Raw genomic sequence first — 19,007 nt, forward strand, 5'->3', positions numbered from 1 at the left:
GAAAACAAACTGTTCATACCAGCAGAGGTCTGTCTAGCCATATACTTTCTCTTTCCTTTAAACTCCTCAAGTTTTTATTTTTACAAGGATTTTCTAATGAAGTTAAATCAGATTTCTTTTGCGTTATTGTGTGCAATTAGCACTTCCGCTTTTGCTCAGGATGTCGTAGTTTTTGGGGATAGTTTGAGTGATGTGGGTCAAAAAGATTGGAATAAAAAAGCAACTTATTTTAAAACAGACCGCACTTTAAATTTACTTTATGGTGAACATTTAGCAAACGCATTAGGTAGTAACTTAAAAGCATCTTCACAAGGTGGCACAAACTATGCATATAGTGGTGGAGTGATTGTTGGTTCAAATAATAAGAATATTTCAAAACAGCCAAATTTAGATCTTTCTACACAAGTGAAAGCCTATTTAAATAGTAATGTGAAAAAAGAAGCATTGCACGTAATATGGGCAGGTGGTAATGATTTAGCGACAGTATTGGCTGAGGCAATGACTAAAACTGAAGCTGAAAGACAAACCTATGTGATGCAAAGTATTCAGCAAATGGCACAAACAATGGCACAACAATGGGCTATGTTACAGCAAGCTGGCGTTAATACTGTTATCGCACCAACGATCCCCAATGTGACTTATACACCAGAGTTTTTTGATAAACTGGGTGAAGCTGCAGGAAAGCAAATTAATGTAATGTCTAAAAATGTTTTGGATGCTTCTTATTTTACTAATGCTTTCAAGAAAGCAGTTCAAAATATTTTAGAGCAACCGAGCCATAATACGACAGATTTTAATGAGCTTCGCTTAAATACATTGAGCGAAAGTACAAAAGGTTTTTATGATGCACTTGGTTGGTGGAAATATCCATTAATCATTGCTGGTTACAACGAAGAATTTATGCTCAAAACACTAACTGAGCAGTATCAAAATGTTCTACAGCAAGCGGCACTTGCTACAACATTACTGAATGCAAGTATCACAAGCGCCTTAAATCAAGCGGGGGGCAGTGTAGTTCGTATTGATACAGATGCCTTCTTAAAAGATATGATTGAACGTCCTACAGTATATGGTTTAACGAATACAACAGGTGTTGCTTGTAAAGAAAGTATTCCTACTACTAAAGGTTCTGATTGTATTCCTGAGGATCAAAAATCTGCAGATGGTAAGCTTTTTGCAGACAGTTTCCACCCCGGTCCAGTAGCTCACAAAGCAATGTCAGATTATATTCTAAATGTATTAAATGCACCAAAAGAAATGGGGGCATTAACAATAATGGCACAATATCAATCTGATGTTGCATTGGATTTTGCACGCACTGAAAGTAATCGTAACCGTTTAAGTAAACAAGCAGAACAAACAGTTGACACAATTGTTTCTTATCAAAAAGTACAAGGTGGTGATAATTTACACGTTGGTGTAAAAGTGCAATTTAATCCACAATGGCAGCTTTCTGCTTTAGTGAGTCATCAAGAGCAAAAGGTACAAGAAGGGCAAACGAATATTCGCGCTAAAAGTCGCGCTTTAAGTACATCGTTACGCTATGATGCAGAACAATGGTGGTTAGGTAGCTCATTACAAGTCAATAACTCGCGTTTTAAAACAAACAGAACTAATTTTATTGGTCGCTCAACGCATTTACAAACCGCAGAACCAACTTCGCAAAGTTTAAGTATGGGACTCTTTGGTGGTTATGAGCTGAAGTGGGACAAATACTCATTTGCTCTGATTGGTGATATTAGCAAAACCAAAACTGCACTTGATGCTTTTGGCACAAATGAAGCTGGTCTAATGAAAATGCAATTTGCAGAACGTCATGTACACAGTTTAAAAACAGGTACTGGCGTGAGCTTTAGCTATAAAGGTGACAGTCTCCAACCTTATTTGATGACACGCTTTGTAAAAGAGTGGAATAAAGATCTTGCATCTGTACAAACTGGTTTTAACGGCAGCCGATTTATTACCAAGTTAGCGCCAGAGGATAAATCTTGGGTTAATGTTCAAGCAGGCTTACAGTGGAAACCATTAAATACTGGTTTTTATACCAACATTGGTCTAAGCAAAGATTTAGGTTACAAGCACAATTTATCTAAGACGAATTTCCACGCGGGTGTTGGTTTAGAATTTTAAAAAATAGACCGCACTTTTCTCCATAACCCAATGTTTGATAGCTGTCAGAGATTGGGTTGTTTTTTCTCTAAGCATTGAATAATTCACAACAAATCCCTTTAATTTCGATTATAATATGCAAAAAATTTTGAAGGATTATTTATGACAACAGTGGGACGAATTCATTCTTACGAATCTTGTGGAACTGTAGATGGACCAGGGATTCGTTTTATTTTATTTATGCAAGGCTGTCTAATGCGCTGCAAATATTGCCATAACCGTGATACTTGGGATTTACATGGTGGCAGAGAAATTACAGTTGAAGAATTGATGAAAGAAGTGGTTACTTACCGTCATTTTATGAATGCATCAGGTGGTGGAGTTACAGCATCAGGTGGTGAAGCTGTATTACAGGCAGAATTCGTTCGTGATTGGTTCAAAGCGTGTAAAGATGTAGGTATTCATACTTGTTTAGATACAAACGGCTTTGTGCGTAACTATGATCACGTTATTGATGAGTTAATTGATGTTACCGATCTTGTTTTACTCGATCTCAAGCAATTGAATGATAAAATTCACCAAAATTTAATTGGTGTGCCAAACAAACGTACACTCGAGTTTGCACAATATTTAGCAAAACGCAATCAACCTGTTTGGATTCGTTATGTTGTTGTGCCTGGCTATACCGATGCAGATGAAGATATCCATTTGTTAGGTAATTTCATTAAAGATATGAAAAATATAGAGAAAGTAGAGTTGTTACCTTATCACCGTTTAGGTGCGCACAAGTGGGAAGCAATGGGAGAGAAATATGAACTTGAAAATGTTTCTCCACCAACAAAGGAGTCTTTAGAACATATTAAATCGATCCTTGAAGGATATGGACATATTGTTAAGTATTAAGATTTATAAATGTATAAAAAGGTAAATAATTTAATTATTTGCCTTTCTTATTATTCTACTGGAGCTATTTCAGCCATTCTGAGTTTCTGTTGTATTTTTTTCTGCTGGCGTCGTTTTTGAAAAAATACACTGAGTTTTTGGCTACATTCATCTTGCAGTACACCGGCTGTGATTTCAACAGTATGATTCATTTTATAATCATCAAAAAAATGGAAACGTGACCCAACCGCACCTGTTTTATAATCGGATGCACCAAATACTAGGCGCTTTATGCGACTGTGTAAAATCGCTCCAGCGCACATTGTACAAGGCTCAAGGGTAACATAGAGAGTGGTGTTGACAAGGCGGTAGTTTTGTAATGTTTTACCGCCTTGACGTAATGCGACGATTTCAGCGTGTGCGGTGGGGTCAGATTCGATAATAGATAAATTCCAACCTTCGCCAAGAACATTACCTTCTTCATCGACTAACACAGCACCCACAGGGATCTCGCCTAACTGTTCTGCTTTGTCTGCCAATTCAAGGGCATAACGCATCCATTTTTCGTCTAAATCTGACCGCACTTTTACCTCAAATATTAAACAGAGAATGGATACTTAATTGGCTCGTGGCATTGGTAGCCAGTCACTTTGAAGTCATCCATTGTGACCCAAGTTTCTAGATCTTCAAGGGTTTTAATATCTGGGTTAATTTCCAGTTGTGGCAGTGGGAATGGCTCACGTTTTAATTGCACATTTTTCATTAGCTCAAGTTGGTCTTCATAAATATGCGCGTTGATAATTTTGTGATAGGCTTTACCCGGTTTTTTCCCTGTAATTTGCGCCATTAACGCTAGGAATGTGAACACTTGAATTTGGTTAAAGTTAAGACCAAGTGGCACATCACAAGAGCGTTGGTAGCTTGTTAGATAAAGGGTATCGCCCAATAATGAGAAAGTATGAGTGTGCATACAAGGACGTAAACAACCAAGATCAAATTCACCAGGGTTTAAGAACGTTATAATTTCTCCACGATCATCAATTCCTTTATTTAAATTATTCACAACTTTTCGTAGTTGATCGATAGTTTCACCATTTGGTTTACGCCAAGCACGACCTTGTACACCGTAAACACGGCCCATATCATCAGTGCCTTTGCGATGCGGATTGTTTAACCAAGCCTCGTTGTCATTCGCATTAGCATCCCATGTTTTGGTTCCAAGCTTGCGGAAATCTGCTGCATTATCATATCCACGAATATAGCCTAAAAATTCAGCAATTGCAGCTTTCCAATAGCTTTTACGAGTAGTAATAAGGGGAAATTGGTTATTTGCAACATCATAAGTCAGATCGGCATCGATTACCGTCAAACAGCGTTTGCCAGTACGTTTATTTTCAATCCAAACACCTTCATCAACGATACGTTGGCACAGCTCTAAATATTGTTTCATAAAATTTACCTTTTTTTCAGCGCACTTTTGTATGCATAAAGCATAATACATGCACCAATAATGATCATTGGCAATGAAAGAATTTGTCCCATTGAAATTTGTTGGCCGAAATATAAACCTAATTGCGCATCAGGCTCACGGAAGAATTCAACAATAAAGCGGAAAATGCCATAAACTAGTAAGAATAAGCCTGCGGTTGCTCCTGTCGCACGAGGTTTTTTAATATACCAATTTAGGATAAAGAATAAAACAGCGCCTTCTAATATAGCTTCATATAATTGTGAAGGATGACGAGGTAAATAGCCCCCAGATGGGAATAATACTGCCCAAGGTACATCAGTTACACGTCCCCAAAGTTCGTCGTTAATAAAATTACCAATGCGTCCCATACCTAAACCAAATGGAATAAGTGGTGCAACAAAATCAGCCGTTTGCCAGAAACTTCTTTTTTGAAGTTTAGAGGTAATAATCATAGATAAAATTACACCGATTAAACCTCCATGAAAGGACATACCTCCTTCCCAAATACGGAATAAATAAGCAGGGTCTTGTAGAAAGTATTCGAATTGATAGAAAAAGACATAGCCAATACGCCCACCTAAAAATACCCCCATAAAACCGTTAAATAGTAGGTTGTCCACCTGTTCAGTTGTCCAACTGCTTCCGGTTTGACTAATCCGTTTTACAGCTAGCCAACGAGCAAACAAGAATCCAATAAGGTACATTAAGCCATACCAACGTAAACCTATAGGGCCTATTTCAAATATGACAGGGTCAAATTGCGGAAATGTTATATAGTTGTATTCCATAAAGAGCCTTTATTTTAAAAACATATTGATAGCAATAAGAATTAATAAACAAGCGAAGTAACGTTTTAATGTTGATACTGGAACTTTAGTTGTTGCAGTTGCTCCAATTTTTGAGGTAAAAAATGAAGTTAATGTAATCCCAACGACGGCAGGAAGATATACATAACCGACCGAATACTCAGGCATATTGGGCATGTTCCATCCGCTCAGCATAAAACTAAGCATTCCAGATAATCCGAGTAGCGTTCCACAAAAAGCAGAAGAGCCTATGGCTTTTTTCATTTCAATACCACGAGAATTTAGGAACGGCACGATAAAGCCGCCACCACCGATTCCTGCAGCACAAGATGCAATACCAATGAGCACTCCACCGATTACAGATGACAACGTTGTTAACGGTTTAGTGATAGTGTTTGGTTTGATTGAAAGTAGCATCTTAATTGCTAAGTAGATAACTAAACAGGAGAAAACTTTACTTGCAATAGCCTTATCTAGTTTACTGATAAAAAGACCACAGATAAAGGTGGTTATCATAACGGTAGGAACAAGGACTTTTACTGCTGACCATACAATATTACCTAGTTGGTGATGACGATGGGCTGAGGAGAAACTTGTCACGACAATAGTTGCAAAAGATGTCCCTAATGCAGTAGACATCAATAGAGGATCAGGCACTCCCACCATAGGAAGTAGATAAACTAGCATTGGTACAATGATTAGACCTCCGCCAATTCCAAATAAGCCAGCTAAAAAACCAATAATCGCACCTAATATGAGGCAGACAACTAAAAAAGTTAACATAATCAAACCCTTGATTTATGATAAGTTCGTTTTGAATATTTAGATATATAAGATGATTTTTTATTTGAATTATGAGGTTTTATTTCATTCTCAATGTGTTTTATAGATGAAATATATTCTTTATTGTGGCTATTAAAGAGAATAGTCGCAAATTCTTTCATTGCTCTACGGTAAACTTCTTTTTTAAATGAAACAACTTGTCTAACAGGGTACCAAAAGCTCACCCAGCGCCAACCATCAAATTCAGGTGATTTGCTTGATTGCATATCGATATTTTTTTCATCGGAAACCAGTTGGAGCAAGAACCAACGTTGTTTTTGACCAATACAAATGGGTTTACTATCGTAACGTAATAAGCGTTTAGGTAATTTGTAGCGCAGCCAATGCTTTGATGTGTATAAAATTTTGACATCTTTGGGTGTTAAGCCAACTTCTTCGAATAGTTCACGATACATTGCTTGTTCAGCACTTTCATTATCGTTAATTCCACCTTGAGGAAATTGCCAAGAATTTTGTCCGTACCTTTTTGCCCAGAGTACTTGTCTTTTGCTATTACAAATGACGATACCCACATTTGGACGGTAGCCATCGAAATCGATCACTAGCGTTCACCTTAAAAAATATTTATAAATTTTCACATAATCCAATAGTGTTTTGATTGTTTCACATAATCATAAATTTCTCAACTGATAATCAAGCTTTGTTATAAGGCAAAGTTGATTTTTGTTTTTCTGAAGAAATGTATTTTTAAATACTTACTGTCATTAAGCTCATTGAACATATGATGAACAGGTTGTGGATAATCTTGTTTATAACGCCGTGATAAATCAAAAATAGTAAGTAATAGGATAACAGAAAATTAAGTAACAGCAGCGATATTGTTTATATGCTCTTTTGAACTTCTATTTTTTGAGCAGACTCTCTATTGGCAAAAAATACGGGAATTTTTTCTACAAAAATAGCTCTAACGCTCATTTTTTATCAATATTGGCCATAGATTAAGATGTGTTCTCTTAGACGTAATAAGTTATTCACTGTTTCTGTGGATAAAATTGTGGTTGATTTCAGAGAAGCCATTTAATAACTAAATATTTAATCTTGTTGAACAGTATTAAATTTTAAAAAAATATTAAATATCAAAGAGATATTTGTTTTTATGCGTGTTGTGAATTGTTTTTTTATTTCTTGATTTTAATAGCGTGCTTTTTAATCAATAATTTATTTGAGGGAATTTAGGTATTTTAGCCAATCAAAATATTGACCAGGGTCGATTTTGCGTCCCGGCGATACGTCACAATGTCCAACGATACGCTGTTTCGTGATTTGAGGATAAAAATGTATCAGGCTTTTTGTAAGTTGTGTTAAAGCACGATATTGTTTTTCAGTAAAAGGCTGCTCATTGCTGCCCTCTAGTTCAATACCAATCGAAAAATCATTACATTTTTCTCTTCCTTCAAACTGAGACAATCCTGCGTGCCAAGCACGATCGTTAAAATTAACATATTGAGTGATCTCCCCTTCACGGTTAATTAAGCAATGAGCAGAGACTCGTAAGTCTTTAATTTCTTCAAAATAAGGATGTGTAGTTGGCTCGAGCTTTCCTTGGAAAAATTGATCAATGTAAGGGCCTCCGAATTGTTCAGGAGGAAGGCTAATATAGTGAATAATGAGCAGTGAAATCTCTTGTGGAACAGGGCGTTGGTCATAATGTGGTGATACGACTTTCTTAGTGTTATCTAACCAACCTTGAGTGATATTAAATAGTGGTTTTTGCATAATCAAATCTTATTTTTGCGATCCAGTTCGAGAAAAAAGTGCGGTCGATTTTTAGAAAATTTTCCTGAATGACATACTTTCCAACACTAAATATTGTCATTTATTTAGTGTTCTTCCTATCTAAGGGCTGCTTACAAGCTCTATTTATTATATAAGGATTTTCTATGAAACAACGTATTTCAATTCAAAAAGGATTTACTTTAATTGAACTTATGATTGTGATTGCTATTGTTGCTGTATTAGCGACTATTGCAATTCCATCGTACCAAAATTATACCAAAAAAGCGGCAATTTCAGAATTGCTTCAAGCAGCAGATCCTTATCGAGCAGAGGTTGAGCTGTGTATTTACAACACTGGTGCTAAGGCTAGCTGTGATGCAGGAACAAATGGTATTCAAGCCTCCCATAATACAGGTAAAAAGTATCTAAAATCGATTGATGTAGCAGATGGTGTGATCACTGTCACTGGACAAAATGCATTAGATAAAGTCTCTTATACTTTAACTCCATCAGGAGATGTTACTCAAGGTGTTTCCTGGCAAGCAAGTTGTGGTACTCATTCTGAGCTCTTTCCTGCTGGATTTTGTTCATAATGTTTTCTCAACGTAATTTTACGCTGATTGCAAAGAATGGTGAAACTTTTGAGATCACTACTGATTTATGGCAACGCAATCAGCAACAACAAGCCATATTGCTACGTTACTTTGCATTGCCGCTAAAAGAAGATGAGCGTGTTTTATGGCTTGGTGTGGATTCCTTTGCCAATGTATCTGCTTGTGAAACGTTTTCCTTTTTGATGGGAAAAATTGTTGAACCCGTGTTATTACATTCTTCGGATCTAAAAAGTTCTTTACAGCAACTATCTCCACAAAGTTTACAAGTAGAAGAAAGTACAGAGTTTGTTTATCAGCCACAATTAACGGAGATTTCTTTACAACAAGAGGAGCAAGATGAACCCGTCATTCAGGTCTTAAATGATCTGTTTGAGCAAGCATTGCAGAAAAATGCTTCTGATATTCATATTGAGCCACAAAAACAAAAATTACAGATCCGTTTTCGTATTGATGGTGTTTTACAACTACAAGCGAATCTTGCTTTAACTTTTTCTATGCGGCTGGTTTCTCGTTTAAAGCTGTTGGCTAAATTAGATATTAGCGAAATGCGTTTACCTCAAGATGGACGTTTTCAATTTAAAACGCGCTTTTCTGACATATTGGATTTTCGTTTGTCTACCTTGCCTACTTATTTTGGTGAGAAAGCAGTGTTGCGTTTACAGCAAAATACGCCAATAGATTTTAGTTTTGCTGATTTAGGAATGAATGCGGAGCAGCAAATTCGTTTTCAAAATGCACTAAATCAACCACAGGGATTAATTTTAGTGACAGGTCCTACAGGGAGTGGGAAAAGTATTTCACTTTATACTGCACTTCAATGGTTAAATTCACAAGAAAAACATATTATGACCGCAGAGGATCCTATAGAAATTGAAGTTGAAGGAATTATCCAAACACAAATCAACCCACAAATTGGGCTCGATTTTAGCCGTTTATTACGAACTTTCTTACGTCAAGATCCGGACATTATTATGCTTGGTGAAATTCGAGATGAAGAAAGTGCTGCAATGGCATTGCGTGCTGCACAAACTGGACATTTGGTGCTTTCGACATTACATACAAATGATGCGCAAAGTTCGATTGCCCGCTTAAAACAATTAGGAATTCAGCAATATGAAATTGAAAATAGCTTGTTACTGGTAATTGCACAGCGGTTAGTTCGGAAATTATGTAAGAAATGTGATCAAGATAATCTGGGAAGTTGTGATTGTTATCAAGGCTATGCTGGGCGTATAGGTGTTTATCAATTGCTTTATCCTAAAATAAAAGGGCACTTCCAAACAGATTTTGCCACATTACGTAGTAGTGCTTTAGAAAAAGTTGAGCAAGGGCTGACGGATGAAATGGAAGTCAATCGTGTATTAGGAAGTGAATAATGGCAGAGTTAAAGATGTATCGTTGGAAAGCCAAAAATCGTTTACAACAAAAACAGAAAGGAATGTTAGTGGCTGAAAATGAAATTATGGCGCAGCAAATGCTGTTTGAGCGGGGCTTTGTTCAGATCAAATTACAACAAAACTGGCAGTTTTCAACGCATCCTAAACAAGCTGAACTTTGTGATTTATTTACACTGCTAGCCACTTTACTACAGTCCACATTACCACTGAAAGAGGCGCTACAAGCTTTGCTACAAAACACAACTAATATTCAACTCAATCAATGGCTTAGAAACTTATTAATGCAATTGGAAAGCGGTGTTGCTTTTTCTGTGGCCTTGGCTTCACTCGGATCTTATATGAATTATCAAGAATTACAGTTGATTAAAGTAGGAGAAATGACTGGTCGTTTGGCGCAAGTTTGTCAACAAATCGCACAATATCGGCAACAATCTTTGGTTTTGCAACGTAAAGTACAAAAAATTATGCTGTATCCAAGTATTATTGTTGGGATTTCTCTTTTGCTCACATTGATGCTTTTACTGTTTATCGTGCCAGAATTTGCTGTAATGTATCAAAATCAAAAACTGCCTGTTTTTACTGAACTGTTATTTAATTTATCTGGATGGCTAAGTGATAATGGTTTTTTATTAATTATTCTGACCGTATTAATTAGCTTTGGCACAACGTATTACTGTCGGCACTCTAAGCAACTTCAACAACAAAAAGAGCGTTTCATTTCTGTATTTCCTTTACTTAAAGACATTCGCCAGAAGCATCGTTTAATTCGTTTTTGTACCAATTTGCATTTAATGCTTGCTTCAGGGATACCATTGCACAAAGCTTTACAGTCTTTTTTACCTCAACAACATTTCGGAGTGAGAAGTGGATTACAAGATGATCCTATATTAAGCAATGAAGTGCGGTGGATTTTACAAGAAATTTCTCAAGGGTATGCTTTTTCAGAGGCTGCTAGTTCCTCATTGTTCCCTTATGATGCGCAACAAATGCTACAAATTGGTGAGAAAAGTGGGCAATTTGTTGTGATGTTACAAAATATTGCAGAGGTATATCAGAAGAAACTAGAACATCAATTAGATTTGCTATCTCAACTGTTAGAGCCATTTTTAATGTTAATTATCGGCGGATTAATTGGGCTAATTATGCTCGGAATGTATTTACCGATTTTTAATATGGGAGCTATTGTGCAATGAATTTACTTGTTTTTATTTTCACAGGTGGTTTGACTGGCTATTGGGTTTATTTTCAATTTCAACATTTTGCAATTCGGGTAACAAGTGAGCTTTATCAGGCTTATCACAGCTTCTTATCATCAAATCTGAGTATTGAAGAGTTGCAAACAACAAGCGTTTCATCATCATTAAAAGCTATTAAATGCGGTGGATCTTTGACTTTTTTTGCCGGTTTTATTAGCTGGTTCTTGCTTTGCTATGGGCTATTTGAAAATGTTTGGCAAGGTGGTTATGTTGCAGTTTATTTGAGCATTTTATTTTGTATCGCAGTGCTTGATTGTCATTATCAATTAATCGCACCACAATTTTGTCAAAGCTTGTTTGTGTTAAGCATATTCGGGGCTTGGTTCGATGTAACAGGGTGGACTTTAGAAGAGGTTTTATTAAGTGCTTTTATTGGCTTTGGCGCCTTTTACTTGATTTATCAGATAGGAAAATGTGCGTATAAGAAAGAAGTGCTAGGAAGAGGGGATTATTGGCTTATGTTAGGATTAGGGAGTGCTATTCATTGGCAATATTTCCCGATTTTGGTTTTATTCGCTTGTTTGGCTGGGTTATTTTATGCTTATGGGTTGAAAAGAAAAGGACTACAGGTTAAAGAGTTACCCTTTGGTACATTTCTCTGTGTAAGTGGTGCAATATTATTGTTATTACATTAATGAATGTTAGTGCTATTTCTTAAAATCTTGCTTAATCAACAGATGAAAAGTATGATTTGCCAAAGTTTATTGCAAGACAAAGGTTAAAAAATAATGACATATATTGTAGGGCTAACAGGGGGAATAGGCAGTGGGAAAAGTACCATTGCTGATTTATTTGCAGAGCTCGGTGTGCCGATTATTGATGCAGATATTGTTGCAAGGCAAGTAGTAGCAAAAGGATCACCTCTATTAAGTGATATTGTTCAGCATTTTGGCGAAAAAGTATTACTTGAAAATGGAGAATTAAATCGTGCTTATCTGAGGGAGCGTATTTTTCAGAATGAGGCGGAGAAAAGCTGGCTCAATAATTTATTACATCCAGCGATCCGAGAGGAAATGTTACGCCAATTATACTCACAAACAAGTGATTATGTTATTTGGGTTGTGCCGTTGTTAATTGAAAATAATTTGACCACGCTTTGCCAACGGATTTTAGTGGTGGATATTGAACCGCAAACACAAATTTTACGTGCAAGTCGTCGCGATCAAAATAAAGTGGCAATGATCGAAAATATTATGAAGTCGCAAGTGGATCGTCAAACGCGATTAAGCTTTGCGAATGATATTATTGATAACAATGGCGATCTGGCAGAAACCTTGCCTTTATTGAAACAAAAAGTGCTAGAATTGCATCATCTATATACTGAATTAGCGAGAAAATAATGGCTGAAGATAAGTTTGAAGTGCCTTGCCCAATTTGTAAAAAAGCAGTGATTTGGTCAAATGAAAGCCCATATCGTCCTTTTTGTAGTAAACGTTGCCAATTGATTGATCTTGGTGAGTGGGCAAGTGAAGAAAAAGCAATTCCTTGTGAAACGGCAGATTTTGCAATGAGCGAAGAAAATGAAGACTGGAGAAGGCATTAATGGAGATTCAACATAAACAAAATGATCAAAATGGTGAGTTTTTTGTATTAGATGAACAGGGTAAGAAAATTGCAGAATTAACTTATTTCTTTGTTGATGAAAATACGATTAATGCGAACCATACTTATGTTTCAGAAGTATTACGTGGTCAAGGTATCGCAGATAAATTGTACCTTGCGTTATCAAATTTAATTCGAGAGAAACAACTTAAATTAATCCCTAGTTGTAGCTATATTGCAAGAAAATGGGAGCGAGAACAACGCAAATAAAATTTTACAAAAGGTGCGGTTGAGATTTAAAAATAATCTTGTTAAAATCGACCGCACTTTTTTATGAAGTAAGTTCGGATGAAGGTAGCTGGAGAGTAGGGAATTGACCCTACGCCGACGAGGTAAAATCTTTCAGGCGCTGATAGATCAGCGAGGACTGTTACTGGACGAACCCTTGGAGAGCGCCATGGTATCAAATACAGCATGGCCGCCGAAGGCGCAAAAAGAGCGGTATATTTTTATCGTTTTTTGAAACGCTCAGGCAAAAGGACAGGGGCAAGAAGAAATACGGTTTGATGTTTTTACACGCATTTTTGATGCGTGCTTTTCTATTTTTAGTCTTCCGCAAAATGCTTTTGCCTCCTTGTAATTCGTTATTTTTTACGAGGATTTCTTACATGTCATTAGAATCAATTTTATCTTCTATTAATAGTCTAGTTTGGGGACCACCCTTATTACTTTTACTTTCTGGAACTGGGCTTTATTTAACGTTTCGTTTAGGCTTTATCCAGTTTGTCCATTTGCCTCGTGCATTATCTTATTTATTCCGCAGAGAGAAAGGCGCTGGAAAGAAAGGGGATGTCTCTTCTTTTGCTGCACTTTGTACCGCGCTCGCAGCAACTATTGGTACGGGAAACATTGTTGGGGTAGCCACAGCAGTACAAGCAGGTGGGCCTGGGGCCGTTTTCTGGATGTGGATCGTTGCTTTATTAGGTATGGCAACCAAATATGCAGAATGTTTACTTGCGGTGAAATATCGTGTACGTGATCGCCAAGGTTTTATGGCTGGTGGACCAATGTATTATATTGAGCGTGGTTTAGGTATTAAATGGCTTGCTAAATTATTTGCAATTTTTGGTATTTTAGTTGCATTCTTTGGCATTGGAACTTTCCCACAAGTGAATGCGATTACACACGCAATGGAAAATACATTTAACGTACCAATTCCATTTACTGCATCAATTATTACAGCCTTAGTGTCGTTAATTATTCTAGGTGGTGTAAGACGTATTGCGATTGTTTCTTCTTATATCGTGCCATTTATGGCGTTGTTGTATGTCGTTACCTCACTAATCATTTTGTTATTAAATTGGCAAGCAGTACCGCAAGCGATTGGTTTGATTGTGTATAGTGCGTTTAATCCAACAGCAGCATTAGGCGGTGCGTTAGGCTACACAGTGATGAAAGCCATTCAATCGGGCGTTGCACGTGGTATCTTCTCCAATGAATCTGGTTTAGGTAGTGCGCCAATTGCAGCAGCTGCGGCACAAACTAAAGAGCCAGTGCGCCAAGGCTTAATTTCAATGACCGGGACTTTTCTCGATACCATCATTGTTTGTTCGATGACAGGTATTGTGCTTGTGATTACGGGTGCGTGGCAATCGCCAAGTATGGAAGGGGCGGCATTGACGAACTATGCTTTTTCACAAGGTTTAGGTAGCAACTTAGGGGCAACAATTGTCACAATCGGCTTATTATTCTTCGCATTTACGACAATTTTAGGCTGGTGTTATTACGGTGAGCGTTGCTTTGTCTATTTAGCAGGAACACGTGGAATTAAAATTTATCGCTTTATTTTCATTGTGTTAGTTGGTTGTGGTGCATTTATCCAATTAGATCTGATTTGGTTGTTAGCGGATATCGTGAACGGTTTAATGGCATTTCCAAATCTTGTTGCTTTGATTGGGTTACGCCATGTCGTTGTTGCCGAAACAAAAGATTATTTTGCACGTTTGAAGTTGAATAAAGTCGATGCGGACGAAATGCAATAGTCTATAGGATTGAAATATAAACAAAAATAATTAGAGGGGTGTTTAATACATCCCTCTAATCATATCAACTATTTACGAATAATCTAGCATAAAATTAGAAATATTCTATTCAGATCATACTTTTTAACTTTTCCAAAAAAATTAATTGAAAAAGACTTGAAAACTCGGTTCAGGACCGTTATGTTGTCATTAAGGTTTTTTCATTAAAAGGGATAAGATCCCCTTCAACTAAGAGGTAAATGCTATGACTCTAAACATTACAAGCAAACAAATGGAAATCACCCCAGCAATCCGTGCTCACGTCGAAGATAGACTTGCTAAATTAGGAAAATGGCAAACTCAATTAATTAATCCTCATTTTATTTTAAATAAAATTCCAAAAGGCTTTTCTGTTGAAGCATCAATTGGTACACCACTTGGTGATTTATTTGCTAAAGCAGAATCAGAAGATATGTATAAAGCAATAAATGATGTGGAAGAAAAATTAGAACGTCAGCTTAATAAGTTACAACATAAAGGTGAAGCTAGACGTGCTGATGAACGTTTAAAAGACTCATTTTAGAATTTCTTTTTAGTAAACTACACCCTTCGTGGTGTAGTTTTTTTTGTAATAATTATTAGGAGCATAAAGAATGAAAAAAACTATACAACTTTCATTAGGGATAATACTTGCTATTTCAGCATTTAGTGTGAGTGCTACAACAAAAGAAGCTTATACGCATAAAGGCACTAATGCTCGTGAAATGTTGGCAGAACAACCGATTCACTGGATTTCGATTGATGATATTAAAAAAAGTTTAGAGGGAATGGAGCCGATTCGAGTAAGTTTCGATATTGATGATACTGCTTTATTTTCAACCCCTTGCTTTTTTTATGGACAACAAAAGTATTCACCTGGTAGCAATGCCTATTTAAAAAATCAAGATTTTTGGAATGAGGTAAATGCGGGATGCGATAAATACTCGATGCCAAAACAAATTGCGATTGACCTTGTAAAAATGCATGAAGAGCGTGGCGACCAAGTATTTTTTATTACAGGCCGCACTGCGGGTAATGTAGATGGTGTAACTGATGTAATCAAAAAATATTTAAATGTGAAAAATATGCTTCCTGTTGAATTTATGGGGGGAAGAGAGCGTGCGACTAAATACAACAAAACACCAGCATTAATTCATCATAATATTAGTATTCACTATGGTGACAGTGATGATGATATTCTTGCGGCAAAAGAAGCAGGAATTCGAGGAATTCGTTTTATTCGCGCGGCTAACTCAAGTTATCAACCATTGCCACAAGCAGGTGGGTATGGTGAAGAAGTGCTAATTAATTCAGCATACTAAAGAAAAAACAAAGTATAAAATACCAAGTGAGAACTTGGTATTTTTTATCCTCTAGGATGGTATCTTTCGTGCAAATGTTTTAAGCGTTCTTTCGCTACATGAGTATAAATTTGAGTGGTGGATAGATCGCTATGTCCTAACAACATTTGTACGACGCGTAAGTCCGCCCCATGATTGATTAAATGTGTCGCAAATGCGTGACGGAGCACGTGAGGTGATAAGCTGTTCAAATCAATCTCAGAAATCAGCGCATAATGTTTAATTCGATGCCAAAAAGTTTGTCTAGTCATTTGTACCGCTCTTTTACTTGGGAACAACACATCACTGCTTTGGCCATTAAGTAAAGTAGTTCGCCCATAAAGCACAAATTGACGAATCCAATAAGTAGCCTCTTCACCAATTGGTACAATACGCTCTTTGTTCCCCTTCCCGATAACTCGTACAATACCTTGATTTATATTGATATTTTCTACAGTTAAAGACACCAGCTCTGTGACACGTAATCCTGTCGCATATAACAATTCCATCATCGCTTTATCACGTAGCTCAAGAGGTACATCGACATCTGGTGCATTGAGTAAATCCGTCACTTGCTGTTCGGTTAAATATTTTGGCAAACGGCTTGGCAATTTAGGTGAACTTAATACCGCACTTGGGTCATCTGTACGGTATTTTTCACGATATAAATATTGAAAGAGCTTGCGAATAGCACTCAGTAAGCGAGCCGTGCTGGTGGCTTTATAACCTTGGGTGAGCCGTTCACCTAAAAAGGTTTGTAAATCGATGGCATCTAAGGTGATTAGCGTTAAAGGTTGTTCTTCAGATTGTTTTTCTAGCCATTGCAAAAGTGCTGTTAAATCAAGACGATAAGATTGCACTGTATTTTGTGATAGTTTCCTTTCTATCCATACATCATTTAAAAACAATTCAATTAACGCAGTATCTTTCATTTATTCGCACCGTTTTAATAAAAAAGCCTCGACTTTGCGTGGAATGAACACTAACGCAAGTGCTGCAAATCCAGCCATTGCAACGAATGTCATTGAGGCTGAAATTGGGTATAACACGCCTGAAAGCGCAGTTAATAATGCCACAGAGGCGCAACCTGAAATACCGTTATAAAGTCCTTGTAATTTTGCAATATGGCTGATTGGCTGGGTCGTAAAATAACGAATCACAGCATAGTGGCTAACTGCATAGGTTAAACTGTGTAAGGTTTGAATTAAGGCTAATGACCACACTTCGGTTGCAACACTTAATGATGCCCAACGAACCACTGTTGCGATAGCAGAGAGATAAAAGAGCGAACTGACTTTCCAAGTGCGAAAGAGCTTCGTTGAAAAGAAAAATAACAACATTTCAGCGATGACACTCAATCCCCATAACAAGCTGGTTGTTTGTACCGAAATGCCTAAGCTCGTCCAATATAGTACACTGTAAGCATAATAAGTGGCGTGTGATCCTTGAATAAGTGAAACGGCGATCAATAAGCGTAAAGTCGTTTTATTTTGGAGCAAGCTTTTAAAAGTCACCTTATTTTCTACCGCACTTTGTTGATCAACAGGTGCTGGCCTTGGTGTTGACATCTGCAATAAGGCATAGAACGCTAAAAGTGCGGTCAAAATCCACACAATATTGTGTTCACCGACATAGCTAATCACATAACCGAATACAACCACACCAACAACAAACGCAAACGATCCAATCAGACGTGCTTTGCCGTAATCTAACTGAATTTGTTGTTGCCATATGCTTGCTAATGTATCACTAAGCGGTATTCCACCCGAGTTAATCATTGCAAATAAGCCAATAGCTATAAATAGCAACCAGAAGTTTTCGGCAACAAAACTCATCACTAATAAAATCGCAAAGCTAGACCACGCAAGATAACGCAAAGCGTAAACTAATTGCGATGCCCTTTTAACTAAACTTGAGAAAAAGATCCCACCAATAAAACGGAATACATAAGAACTGGCGATCACTAACCCAATTAATTCTTCCCCATAAGCTTGTGATTTTAGCCAAACAGGAAAGAAGGGAACAAATACGCCATAAGCACAAAAATACCCGAAAAAACTTAAAGCAAGCCAGTTAAATGCTGAAATTTTCATTAAAACAATTTTTCCATTTGTTGAGAACGTTCGACACAAGCTTGCATTGCTTGTTGCACGATGTCTTGTAGATGCTGCTGATTAAAGACCGATAATGCGGCAGCAGTAGTACCACCTTTTGATGTGACATTTTCACGTAGTGTTGCAATCGGAATATCTGGATTCTCAGATACCATTTTTGCAGCACCAAGCGCTGATTGTTGCACTAATAAGCGTGCTGTGTTTTCATCTAAATTCATATTCAACAACGTTTGTTGCATTGCTTCCATGAATAGGAAAAAATACGCAGGACTACTGCCAGAACCGGCGGTAATTGAGTGCATATCACTTTCTTGATCAACCCAGCAAGTTTTGCCTACTGCGGATAATAAGTCTTCGGTGAATTGTTTAAATTCAGAAATTAAATCTGCTTCAGCAAATAAGCCAGACATTCCTTCAGAGACTAACGCTGGTGTATTTGGCATTACGCGAACAATTTGTTTTGCACTTGGTAAGAGCGCATGTAATCTTGTAATAGAAATGCCAGCGGCAATGGAGATCACTAATTTTTTGCTAAAATCGACCGCACTTAATGCTTGGCAAGCTTCCGCTAGCACTTGAGGCTTAACCGCAAGTAATAAAACTTCAGCATTTTCTACTGCACTTTTTTGATTAAGGCGAGTATCAACGATTTGCACACCTTTTTGTGCAAATAATTTAAGCTTTTCTGCATTGGGATCGCATACGGTGATTTTATCAGCTTGGTAGTGCTGTTTTAATAAACCAAACACAATGGCTTGTGCCATATTCCCACCACCGATAAAGCAAATTGATTTCGCTTGCATATTTTTCTCTCGAACTACGTTACAATATCAGAATTATTATGTCGCGAATGTGAC

Annotated in this window: 21 protein-coding genes and 1 riboswitch; of the genes, 12 read left to right on the forward strand and 9 right to left on the reverse strand. The window is 37.1% G+C overall.

Annotation, left to right across the window (positions count from 1 at the left end; translation table 11 throughout):
* Positions 1-96: 96 nt before the first annotated feature.
* On the forward strand, positions 97-2,130 hold the full coding sequence (locus CKV78_RS01695; protein ID WP_005764673.1) for an autotransporter domain-containing protein: 2,034 nt from the start codon (positions 97-99) through the stop codon (positions 2,128-2,130).
* A 141-nt stretch (positions 2,131-2,271) separates the two neighbouring features.
* On the forward strand, positions 2,272-3,012 hold the full coding sequence (gene pflA, locus CKV78_RS01700) for a pyruvate formate lyase 1-activating protein (RefSeq protein WP_005764672.1): 741 nt from the start codon (positions 2,272-2,274) through the stop codon (positions 3,010-3,012).
* Between the two features lie 50 nt (positions 3,013-3,062).
* Here the strand turns inward: pflA and tadA are convergent, their stop codons facing one another.
* The 6 genes from tadA to ampD all read right to left on the reverse strand — a co-directional run bounded on the left by tadA (position 3,063) and on the right by ampD (position 7,827).
* Positions 3,063-3,590, reverse strand: a complete 528-nt coding sequence (gene tadA, locus CKV78_RS01705; RefSeq protein WP_032855631.1) for a tRNA adenosine(34) deaminase TadA — start codon at positions 3,588-3,590, stop codon at positions 3,063-3,065.
* A complete protein-coding gene (locus CKV78_RS01710) occupies positions 3,590-4,441 on the reverse strand; it encodes a thymidylate synthase (protein ID WP_005764670.1) in 852 nt (283 codons plus the stop codon). Before CKV78_RS01710 ends, tadA begins: the two co-directional genes overlap by 1 nt.
* Positions 4,442-4,446: 5 nt before the next feature.
* Positions 4,447-5,250 (reverse strand): prolipoprotein diacylglyceryl transferase, encoded by an 804-nt coding sequence (lgt, locus tag CKV78_RS01715; RefSeq protein WP_005764669.1) that lies wholly within the window; start codon positions 5,248-5,250, stop codon positions 4,447-4,449.
* Between the two features lie 9 nt (positions 5,251-5,259).
* Positions 5,260-6,051, reverse strand: a complete 792-nt coding sequence (locus CKV78_RS01720) for a sulfite exporter TauE/SafE family protein (protein WP_005764668.1) — start codon at positions 6,049-6,051, stop codon at positions 5,260-5,262.
* A gap of 2 nt (positions 6,052-6,053) precedes the next feature.
* The gene (gene rppH, locus CKV78_RS01725; protein WP_005764667.1) at positions 6,054-6,653 is read right to left on the reverse strand and encodes an RNA pyrophosphohydrolase; all 600 of its coding nucleotides are present in this window, start codon (positions 6,651-6,653) and stop codon (positions 6,054-6,056) included.
* A gap of 616 nt (positions 6,654-7,269) precedes the next feature.
* On the reverse strand, positions 7,270-7,827 hold the full coding sequence (gene ampD / locus CKV78_RS01730) for a 1,6-anhydro-N-acetylmuramyl-L-alanine amidase AmpD (protein WP_005764666.1): 558 nt from the start codon (positions 7,825-7,827) through the stop codon (positions 7,270-7,272).
* A gap of 164 nt (positions 7,828-7,991) precedes the next feature.
* Between ampD and ppdD the strand changes: the two genes are divergently transcribed.
* From ppdD to aphA, 10 genes are all read left to right on the forward strand, one after another.
* A complete protein-coding gene (gene ppdD / locus CKV78_RS01735; protein WP_005764664.1) occupies positions 7,992-8,420 on the forward strand; it encodes a prepilin peptidase-dependent pilin in 429 nt (142 codons plus the stop codon).
* Positions 8,420-9,817: a GspE/PulE family protein gene (locus CKV78_RS01740; protein ID WP_005764663.1), complete on the forward strand. Its 1,398-nt coding sequence runs from the start codon at positions 8,420-8,422 to the stop codon at positions 9,815-9,817. Before ppdD ends, CKV78_RS01740 begins: the two co-directional genes overlap by 1 nt.
* Entirely contained in the window at positions 9,817-11,031 is a 1,215-nt protein-coding gene (locus tag CKV78_RS01745; protein WP_005764662.1) for a type II secretion system F family protein, read from the forward strand. Before CKV78_RS01740 ends, CKV78_RS01745 begins: the two co-directional genes overlap by 1 nt.
* A complete protein-coding gene (locus CKV78_RS01750) occupies positions 11,028-11,729 on the forward strand; it encodes a prepilin peptidase (RefSeq protein WP_005764661.1) in 702 nt (233 codons plus the stop codon). The genes CKV78_RS01745 and CKV78_RS01750 overlap by 4 nt, the downstream gene beginning before the upstream one ends.
* Positions 11,730-11,822: 93 nt before the next feature.
* Positions 11,823-12,434: a dephospho-CoA kinase gene (coaE, locus tag CKV78_RS01755; protein WP_005764660.1), complete on the forward strand. Its 612-nt coding sequence runs from the start codon at positions 11,823-11,825 to the stop codon at positions 12,432-12,434.
* Positions 12,434-12,637, forward strand: coding sequence for a DNA gyrase inhibitor YacG (gene yacG, locus CKV78_RS01760; protein WP_005764659.1), 204 nt, complete (start codon positions 12,434-12,436; stop codon positions 12,635-12,637). The genes coaE and yacG overlap by 1 nt, the downstream gene beginning before the upstream one ends.
* Complete coding sequence (locus tag CKV78_RS01765; RefSeq protein ID WP_005764658.1) at positions 12,637-12,906, forward strand: GNAT family N-acetyltransferase; 270 nt, start codon at positions 12,637-12,639, stop codon at positions 12,904-12,906. Before yacG ends, CKV78_RS01765 begins: the two co-directional genes overlap by 1 nt.
* Before the next feature lie 165 nt (positions 12,907-13,071).
* Positions 13,072-13,190: riboswitch (glycine riboswitch) on the forward strand.
* Between the two features lie 114 nt (positions 13,191-13,304).
* Positions 13,305-14,678 carry an alanine/glycine:cation symporter family protein gene (locus CKV78_RS01770; RefSeq protein WP_005764657.1) on the forward strand — a complete coding sequence of 458 codons (1,374 nt, stop codon included), beginning with the start codon at positions 13,305-13,307 and terminating at the stop codon, positions 14,676-14,678.
* A 244-nt stretch (positions 14,679-14,922) separates the two neighbouring features.
* Positions 14,923-15,240, forward strand: coding sequence for a ribosome-associated translation inhibitor RaiA (raiA, locus tag CKV78_RS01775; RefSeq protein ID WP_005764656.1), 318 nt, complete (start codon positions 14,923-14,925; stop codon positions 15,238-15,240).
* A gap of 70 nt (positions 15,241-15,310) precedes the next feature.
* Entirely contained in the window at positions 15,311-16,018 is a 708-nt protein-coding gene (aphA, locus tag CKV78_RS01780; RefSeq protein ID WP_005764655.1) for an acid phosphatase AphA, read from the forward strand.
* 44 nt (positions 16,019-16,062) lie between these two features.
* Here the strand turns inward: aphA and xerD are convergent, their stop codons facing one another.
* The 3 genes from xerD to proC are packed head-to-tail and all read right to left on the reverse strand — an operon-like array spanning position 16,063 to position 18,953.
* Positions 16,063-16,968 carry a site-specific tyrosine recombinase XerD gene (gene xerD / locus CKV78_RS01785; RefSeq protein ID WP_005764654.1) on the reverse strand — a complete coding sequence of 302 codons (906 nt, stop codon included), beginning with the start codon at positions 16,966-16,968 and terminating at the stop codon, positions 16,063-16,065.
* The gene (locus CKV78_RS01790) at positions 16,969-18,129 is read right to left on the reverse strand and encodes a 3-phenylpropionate MFS transporter (protein WP_005764653.1); all 1,161 of its coding nucleotides are present in this window, start codon (positions 18,127-18,129) and stop codon (positions 16,969-16,971) included.
* A complete protein-coding gene (gene proC / locus CKV78_RS01795; RefSeq protein ID WP_005764652.1) occupies positions 18,129-18,953 on the reverse strand; it encodes a pyrroline-5-carboxylate reductase in 825 nt (274 codons plus the stop codon). Before proC ends, CKV78_RS01790 begins: the two co-directional genes overlap by 1 nt.
* Positions 18,954-19,007: the final 54 nt, after the last annotated feature.

Source organism: Pasteurella dagmatis, from assembly GCF_900186835.1.
Taxonomy (GTDB): Bacteria; Pseudomonadota; Gammaproteobacteria; order Enterobacterales; family Pasteurellaceae; genus Pasteurella; species Pasteurella dagmatis.

Excerpts from the sequence above, each read along its gene's own strand:
- CKV78_RS01695 (WP_005764673.1), top strand. The coding sequence starts at position 97 with ATGAAGTTAAATCAGATTTCTTTTGCGTTATTGTGTGCAATTAGCACT.
- pflA (WP_005764672.1), top strand. The coding sequence starts at position 2,272 with ATGACAACAGTGGGACGAATTCATTCTTACGAATCTTGTGGAACTGTA.
- CKV78_RS01710 (WP_005764670.1), bottom strand. The coding sequence starts at position 4,441 with ATGAAACAATATTTAGAGCTGTGCCAACGTATCGTTGATGAAGGTGTT.
- lgt (WP_005764669.1), bottom strand. The coding sequence starts at position 5,250 with ATGGAATACAACTATATAACATTTCCGCAATTTGACCCTGTCATATTT.
- CKV78_RS01720 (WP_005764668.1), bottom strand. The coding sequence starts at position 6,051 with ATGTTAACTTTTTTAGTTGTCTGCCTCATATTAGGTGCGATTATTGGT.
- ampD (WP_005764666.1), bottom strand. The coding sequence starts at position 7,827 with ATGCAAAAACCACTATTTAATATCACTCAAGGTTGGTTAGATAACACT.
- ppdD (WP_005764664.1), top strand. The coding sequence starts at position 7,992 with ATGAAACAACGTATTTCAATTCAAAAAGGATTTACTTTAATTGAACTT.
- CKV78_RS01740 (WP_005764663.1), top strand. The coding sequence starts at position 8,420 with ATGTTTTCTCAACGTAATTTTACGCTGATTGCAAAGAATGGTGAAACT.
- CKV78_RS01745 (WP_005764662.1), top strand. The coding sequence starts at position 9,817 with ATGGCAGAGTTAAAGATGTATCGTTGGAAAGCCAAAAATCGTTTACAA.
- CKV78_RS01750 (WP_005764661.1), top strand. The coding sequence starts at position 11,028 with ATGAATTTACTTGTTTTTATTTTCACAGGTGGTTTGACTGGCTATTGG.
- coaE (WP_005764660.1), top strand. The coding sequence starts at position 11,823 with ATGACATATATTGTAGGGCTAACAGGGGGAATAGGCAGTGGGAAAAGT.
- yacG (WP_005764659.1), top strand. The coding sequence starts at position 12,434 with ATGGCTGAAGATAAGTTTGAAGTGCCTTGCCCAATTTGTAAAAAAGCA.
- CKV78_RS01765 (WP_005764658.1), top strand. The coding sequence starts at position 12,637 with ATGGAGATTCAACATAAACAAAATGATCAAAATGGTGAGTTTTTTGTA.
- CKV78_RS01770 (WP_005764657.1), top strand. The coding sequence starts at position 13,305 with ATGTCATTAGAATCAATTTTATCTTCTATTAATAGTCTAGTTTGGGGA.
- raiA (WP_005764656.1), top strand. The coding sequence starts at position 14,923 with ATGACTCTAAACATTACAAGCAAACAAATGGAAATCACCCCAGCAATC.
- aphA (WP_005764655.1), top strand. The coding sequence starts at position 15,311 with ATGAAAAAAACTATACAACTTTCATTAGGGATAATACTTGCTATTTCA.
- xerD (WP_005764654.1), bottom strand. The coding sequence starts at position 16,968 with ATGAAAGATACTGCGTTAATTGAATTGTTTTTAAATGATGTATGGATA.
- CKV78_RS01790 (WP_005764653.1), bottom strand. The coding sequence starts at position 18,129 with ATGAAAATTTCAGCATTTAACTGGCTTGCTTTAAGTTTTTTCGGGTAT.
- proC (WP_005764652.1), bottom strand. The coding sequence starts at position 18,953 with ATGCAAGCGAAATCAATTTGCTTTATCGGTGGTGGGAATATGGCACAA.